Consider the following 6,516-nt stretch of genomic DNA (forward strand, 5'->3'; position numbering starts at 1 on the left):
TCCGCTTTTTAAACACCCTCTACAGGGTGATCCATTCATCTCTGTGGATTACTTCTAAGCGTTGTACATCCACTCGCCTCTCAACTTCATCTGAGGACAGTCCTGCGGCAGCTTGTAGCTGCCATGTTGCATAATTAACGACACCACGACCAATAATTGCACCTTGATTGTCGATAACTTCAACAACATCACCAGGAGAGAAGTCTCCCGACACTTGAACCACTCCGGCAGGTAATAAACTTTTATGTCTTTCAATAAGTGCTGTTACAGCACCTTGATCAATTGTAATTGTACCAACAGGAATAGAGTGGAAGCCAAGCCATTGTTTTTTCATCGGCAAAGACGTTTCCTCCGTATCGAAGTAAGTACCCCGACCATTCCCGGATACTGCTGAAGGTAATTCTCCTGTATGTTGTACACGCCCGATGAATGTAGTTACGCCACCGCGCATGGCAATCCGAGCGGCTTCGATTTTTGAACGCATCCCGCCAGTTCCAACAGCGCTACCAGCACCACCGGCAATCGCAAGAATATCATCAGATATTTCAGCGACACGCTCGATTTTTGTAGCATCAGGATCTTTACGTGGATCAGCAGTATATAAGCCATCCATATCTGTAATAATAGCCAGCTTATTAGCTTTTGTCATCGTAGCTACAAGAGCAGATAGATGATCATTATCACCGAATTTCAAGACGATTTCTGCTGTAGAAACTGTATCATTTTCATTAATGATCGGTATAATACGTTGTGCTAGTAATTCTTCAATCGTCATCAATGCATTGCTAATTCGTTTGCGATTAGAGAAATCATAGCGAGTCAACAATATTTGCGCTGCAACGATATCATATTGTGAGAAAGCTTCTTGATAAGCTTGCATTAATAACGCTTGACCTACCGCAGCGGCGGCTTGTTTTTGATGAACCATTTTCGGACGGGCTTCGTAGCCAATTTCACGGAAGCCAGCAGCAACCGCACCAGAAGTTACGAGAATAACATCATTTCCTTGTTTATATAATTCAGCAAGCTCAGCAGCGAAAAATTGAATATTTTGTTTATGTAGTCCGCCCTCATCAGATGTAAGGGAGCTACTACCGATTTTCACGACAATTCGTTCCATATCTACCATCCTAGCTTAAAGTAGTGAAAATGAGAAAACCTCTATCGAGGCTATCCTCGAAAAATGAAAAATTGTATTGTGGTAATAAAAAAGACCTCCGTCCTAAATAAAGGACGAAAGTCGTTAACTTCCGCGGTACCACCTTAGTTGACACAAATATAGTGTCCAGCTTAAGCCTTATAACAGAGGCGCTGTCCGATAGTTATCGGCCGCTCGGAGATAGGTTTCAGTAGTTTGCTAACAATAAATTCTTTCAGCCAATGGAATTTACTCTCTGATACAGCAATTTCTACTTACTGGTCCCGTCAACACGTTACTATGTAATTGTTAATAGAATATCATGAAACGGCTGTAACTGTAAAGAAAACAAGCCATCTCAGAGTAATCGTGATCACGTGCGATCAAAGAGGCCGAGTTTGCCTATGCGGTGGATGGCCTCCTGCAACCTCTCCTCTGACGTAAGGAGCCCAAGTCTTACATAGCCTTCGCCTGATGTGCCGAAGCCATGTCCAGGTGCAACGACTACAGCAGCTTCTTCCAATAAAAGATCAGCAAACGATGCAGATGTATGACCTGCTGGAACAGGTAGCCAGCAGAAGAACGAGCCAGTAGGCTTCGCAGCTTTCCAACCAATTTCATCAAGTGCAGTGAATAGAGCATCACGACGACGTTCATATGTAGCAGTTAATTGTTCAACACAATCTTGCGAACTAGTTAAAGCAACAGCAGCAGCTTCTTGGATGCCACCGAACAAAGAGCAATAATAGTGATCTTGTATTAAATTAATTTGTTCAATAATTTGCGCATTGCCTAGTGCAAAACCAACACGCCAGCCTGCCATATTATAGCTTTTCGATAATGTATAGAACTCGATGCCGACATCTTTAGCTCCTTCAGATTGTAGGAAGCTAGTTGGCTTTTTCCCATCAAATCCGATCGTGCCATAGGCAAAGTCACTTGTAACGATAATATTATGTTTGCGAGCGTAGGCGATAGCTTCATCGTAGAAGGCGCCATCGGCAGTTGCTCCTGTAGGATTATTCGGATAATTTAAAAACATTAGCTTAGCTTTGTCGGCAATAGCAGGGTCGATTGCAGCAAAGTCAGGTAAGTATTCATTACGTTCAAGTAGTGGCATAAAGTGCATACTAGCTCCTGCCAAAGCTACGCCAGACCAATAATCTGGATAACCAGGATCAGGAACAAGACAAATATCATCAGGATTCAGGAAGCACTGACTAATTTCTACTAAGCCCGTCTTGCCGCCAAATAAAATAGCAACTTCTGTCTGAGGATCAAGATCAACGTCATAATCTTCTTTGTAACGTGTTACAATCGCTTCCTTTAAAAAGCTATAGCCACTGAACGGCGGATATTTATGATACTGCGGATTTGCAGCGGCTTGTTGAAGAGAACTCACAATATGTGGGGGTGTCGGCAGATCTGGATTGCCTTGACCTAAATTAATAACATCTTTACCTAGTGCAATTTGTTTGTTAGCTTTCGCAACAAGTGTAGAAAAAAATTGAGTGGGTAAGCCAGTCATTCTCGTTGCCGGCTCGATTTGAATTGTTTGCTTTGTTGTCATTATCTCTTCACCATCCATAATTCGAAATTACTTGTCAAATTTACAATAGAACTAATGTAGCATGAATGGCGAGAGAAATGAAGTAGAATGCGGAAAAATCCTAGTTTGTTAATCGGGAATAGATAAATATTGAATAAATGGTTTTACATCATTATGGATGTGGAAGATGTAAGGTTTCTTAGCTTCATCAAAAATGAGTAGCATCGGTTCCTTGTCATCATAGTAGAACAGAAAAACTTCGCCTACATTAAGTTTTGTAGTGCCAACTTGAAGTGTTGCAATTGGCTGAACCGGTACACGTACAATGTACTTTGCTTTTAAGTCTGGTGAAATTTCAGGAGCTAACCCTGTAATGCCTGATAACCATTGATGGGCATTTTTTTGGAAATATTCATTGTTGGCTGTTGTTTGGACGACTTCGCCCTTTTTTACGTCGAATACTTGAACTTCATTGACGCGCTCACTTTGTTCTGTAATGATCAATTGTGCAGGTATTGATAAATCTACACCAATCGTTGCTGCTTGAGCGGCGACTTCATAATGATTAGGAGCACTGTAGGTATAGTCAGTAGGGATCAAAAATGTAAAACAACAACATAATGCAAGTGACAATATTGAAACTATTTTCATCGTTCAATCTCCTTCTTTCATAAATATGCAACGGCGAGTTTAGTTTACCCATCTTGACATGTATCCATGACAGGGTATGATTAGGAAAAGATTCACAAACTAGAAACTAATGAAAAGTTATGTTATTGCTTTCGATGTTACTTTTCATTAGGAAGTAGCGAATCGAGAAGTGAATGTAAAGTTAGGTTAATGCTTCCGATGTTACTTTTCATTAGGAAGTAGCAAATCGAGAAGTAATGAAAAGTTGTGTTGATGCTTCCGATGTTACTTTTTATTAATGAAGTAGCAAATCGAGAAGTGAATGAAAAGTTGTAGGAGGAAACAACATGAGTCAGACGTTGAAATTCGCTATCATTCAAATGCATGTTGAAGCTGGAAATGTAGAAGCGAACACTATGAAATTAAAAAATATGCTACATCAGGCAGTATCAACTGATAATAAACCTGATGTTATTTTATTCCCGGAAATGTGGAATACAGGCTATGCTTTAACTGAAATTACAACACTAGCCGATCCTAACGGAACAGCAACGAAATTATGGCTATCCCAATTTGCAGCGGAGCATCAAGTCAATATTGTTGCGGGATCAATCGCTGAAGCGAAAGAAGATGGCGTGTACAACACTATTTATGCGTTTGATCGTAATGGCGAAGTAATTAACGATTATTCGAAGCTTCATCTGTTCCGACTTATGGAGGAAGAAAAATATTTACAGGCAGGGAACAAGCTGGGTCAGTTGAAAATTGATGAGATTGATGCCGGGATGATGATTTGCTACGATATCCGTTTCCCTGAATTATTCCGTCGTCTGGCATTAGGGGGAGCAAAGGTCATGTTTGTACCTGCACAATGGCCAAACCCGCGTCTTCATCATTGGAGAACTTTGCTGATGGCAAGAGCAATTGAGAACCAGATGTATGTCATTGCTTGTAATCGAATGGGGACGAGTGGAGAAAGCACATTCTTCGGTCATTCTATCGTTATCGACCCTTGGGGAGAAATTATAGCTGAAGCAGGCGATGAAGAAACGATATTAACTGGGGAGATTGATATGAGCGTAGTTGATAAAGTACGCTCAACGATACCAGTGTTCAAAGACCGCCGCCCAGAGCAATATTAAATTGATCAACAACTATAAATAGGATTGAGTTTTCTACCAATTTAGAGCTCAATCCTTTTTGCTATGCCATTCGATAATAACAACATCCCATTTATGAGCCATAAGATAACCCTCCCCTTTTGTTATTTCATAACTTAAGACGACGATGGGGGATATTTTTTCCAAAATTAAACAATAAAAAACGGAGCGGATCCTTTTGTTAAAGATACCGTATATTTGGTATTTGGAAGCGTTCAGGAAGAGAAGCTTTAGATGAATTTGTGTGGGCGAACGTGACCTTGGGACAATGCGAGAGAAACGGCGATGAAGGATTCAGGCATTAAGTCTATTAAACCTGGATCATCAATGGAAGGCGCGATAATGGAGTTAATTAAGCCTGAATCATCAATGGATGCGGAGCAATCTGAACAACCGTTTCCGTATGCCATTTTGGCGACCATAGTTGCCATCGGTGTTGCCCTGCTGTTGCTAGTCATGGTTTTGATAAGAAGCAAAAGGAAGCGGCGATGAATTTCTGGTAAATGAAATCAGCCTCAATTATTGAGCTAAGTGGAAGGGGACATTTTATGAGGGCAGGGATAGCGGAAGATTCATTTGTTTGGGGAATATTTGTAGCTGACAGTTCAAAGCAATTCCCTAATTTCTTTCCAGTTGGACTATATACAACACGCGAATTAGCAATTAACCAAATTGAAACCATGCCCAGAGATAATAATTATCAGCTACTTCGGATGCCAATAAATAAAGACTTTTCGTATTATCATAAAAAGAACGGAAAGTTAGTTGGAATGGATACTATTCATCAAGAACATTTTCATTATAAAGACGAGTCAAATTAATTAATGATTAAGCTCTAACGGGTACGTTATTGAATGACAACAGCGGCAGTCTATGGCTATATTCTTTATTTATCAAGTCTTGGTCTGCAGCTGCTCCTTTTAATTGATCAGTCTAATACTTGTTTTTCAAAAGCTAACGATTCTTCAATTCTAAAAACGCGTTAAATCAACGACTCCAGTCTAACACTATATAGTTACCAAACAATCGATAATGTATGGTAACTATATAAAATAGTCAGTATAGAACAAATTAAAAATTCCATTAAACCTAATATTTGCTATAATATGATTAAGTTAAATGACTAATGTGTATGGTTCATTTATAACCTAGTTTATAGTTAAATTACGAAGTTCATAAATATGACGTTATACGCCATTGTAATCCGAACAGTTCTGATCAGTATTTGCGTCCACAACGTCCTTGTTGTTTGAAGCAAAAGCAATTACAATCTTACTAATTACCTTAAAGAATTTCCTCACCTTAGTTAGACTCTGAATGCAAAGGGTCACTTTGCAACCTCTCATAATAATCCAAAATAGTTGAAAAACACTTTACAACAAAAACCTTAATAAAGAGAATATTCTTGAAACACTTGAAACACTTGAAACACTTGAAACNCACTTGAAACACTTGAAACACTTGAAACACTTGAAACACTTGAAACACTTGAAACACTTGAAACACTTGAAACACTTGAAACACTTGAAACACTTGAAACACTTGAAACACTTGAAACACTTGAAACACTTGAAACACTTGAAACACTTGAAACACTTGAAACACTTGAAAAGCATTTTAAGTACAATTTAAAGCTGTTTAAGAACACTTGAAAACAAATTTTATAATCAAGAAACTGATTAGTTGAAGGTCGACGTCCTGTCTTCATTCGAGGAGTTCGGATTACAACAGCGTATAACACCGTATTCAAGCTGCGGCTACGCCTTGGTCACTTTGATGCTATTGGCAGAAGAAGCAGATTCAGCGACAACTTGCTGCGCAAGTTCGTGAATACCTGAACGATATGTGAAACATCTGGATTGGTAAAACCATATAAATACAAGTGCTAATGAAAGCAAACAGAAATAGCAACAATACTAGATCATATCTCGTTGTAGTGAGTAGAAACGAAAATCAAATCTAATCACAAGAATAATTAGTTTCATCTTCGCACCATGAACCGCACCAGTTGGAGATCCAACTATAATGTCAGACAACCC

At 39.2% G+C, this 6,516-nt stretch carries 6 protein-coding genes and 1 other annotated feature; of the genes, 3 read left to right on the forward strand and 3 right to left on the reverse strand.

Going from position 1 to position 6,516, the window contains the following annotated elements; translation table 11 throughout:
• Positions 1 to 19 precede the first annotated feature (19 nt).
• From proB to AC1TO5_RS15045, 3 genes are all read right to left on the reverse strand, one after another.
• A complete protein-coding gene (gene proB, locus AC1TO5_RS15035) occupies positions 20 to 1,120 on the reverse strand; it encodes a glutamate 5-kinase (protein WP_482063632.1) in 1,101 nt (366 codons plus the stop codon).
• A 106-nt stretch (positions 1,121 to 1,226) separates the two neighbouring features.
• Positions 1,227 to 1,438, reverse strand: a binding site (T-box leader).
• Between the two features lie 73 nt (positions 1,439 to 1,511).
• Positions 1,512 to 2,708, reverse strand: a complete 1,197-nt coding sequence (locus tag AC1TO5_RS15040; protein ID WP_482063633.1) for an aminotransferase class I/II-fold pyridoxal phosphate-dependent enzyme — start codon at positions 2,706 to 2,708, stop codon at positions 1,512 to 1,514.
• A gap of 108 nt (positions 2,709 to 2,816) precedes the next feature.
• Positions 2,817 to 3,338, reverse strand: coding sequence for a hypothetical protein (locus tag AC1TO5_RS15045; protein WP_482063634.1), 522 nt, complete (start codon positions 3,336 to 3,338; stop codon positions 2,817 to 2,819).
• A 326-nt stretch (positions 3,339 to 3,664) separates the two neighbouring features.
• Between AC1TO5_RS15045 and AC1TO5_RS15050 the strand changes: the two genes are divergently transcribed.
• The 3 genes from AC1TO5_RS15050 (at position 3,665) to AC1TO5_RS15060 (ending at position 5,298) form a co-directional block, all read left to right on the forward strand.
• Positions 3,665 to 4,459, forward strand: coding sequence for a carbon-nitrogen family hydrolase (locus AC1TO5_RS15050; RefSeq protein WP_482063635.1), 795 nt, complete (start codon positions 3,665 to 3,667; stop codon positions 4,457 to 4,459).
• A gap of 303 nt (positions 4,460 to 4,762) precedes the next feature.
• Complete coding sequence (locus tag AC1TO5_RS15055; protein WP_482063636.1) at positions 4,763 to 4,969, forward strand: hypothetical protein; 207 nt, start codon at positions 4,763 to 4,765, stop codon at positions 4,967 to 4,969.
• A 56-nt stretch (positions 4,970 to 5,025) separates the two neighbouring features.
• Entirely contained in the window at positions 5,026 to 5,298 is a 273-nt protein-coding gene (locus AC1TO5_RS15060; RefSeq protein ID WP_482063637.1) for a hypothetical protein, read from the forward strand.
• Positions 5,299 to 6,516 lie beyond the last annotated feature (1,218 nt).

The sequence above is a fragment of the Paenibacillus sp. Y930 genome, from assembly GCF_056786375.1.

What these genes read in the sequence shown, in the direction of transcription:
- AC1TO5_RS15050 (WP_482063635.1), top strand. Translation starts at nt 3,665, where the DNA reads ATGAGTCAGACGTTGAAATTCGCTATCATTCAAATGCATGTTGAAGCT.
- proB (WP_482063632.1), bottom strand. Translation starts at nt 1,120, where the DNA reads ATGGAACGAATTGTCGTGAAAATCGGTAGTAGCTCCCTTACATCTGAT.
- AC1TO5_RS15040 (WP_482063633.1), bottom strand. Translation starts at nt 2,708, where the DNA reads ATGACAACAAAGCAAACAATTCAAATCGAGCCGGCAACGAGAATGACT.
- AC1TO5_RS15060 (WP_482063637.1), top strand. Translation starts at nt 5,026, where the DNA reads ATGAGGGCAGGGATAGCGGAAGATTCATTTGTTTGGGGAATATTTGTA.
- AC1TO5_RS15045 (WP_482063634.1), bottom strand. Translation starts at nt 3,338, where the DNA reads ATGAAAATAGTTTCAATATTGTCACTTGCATTATGTTGTTGTTTTACA.
- AC1TO5_RS15055 (WP_482063636.1), top strand. Translation starts at nt 4,763, where the DNA reads ATGAAGGATTCAGGCATTAAGTCTATTAAACCTGGATCATCAATGGAA.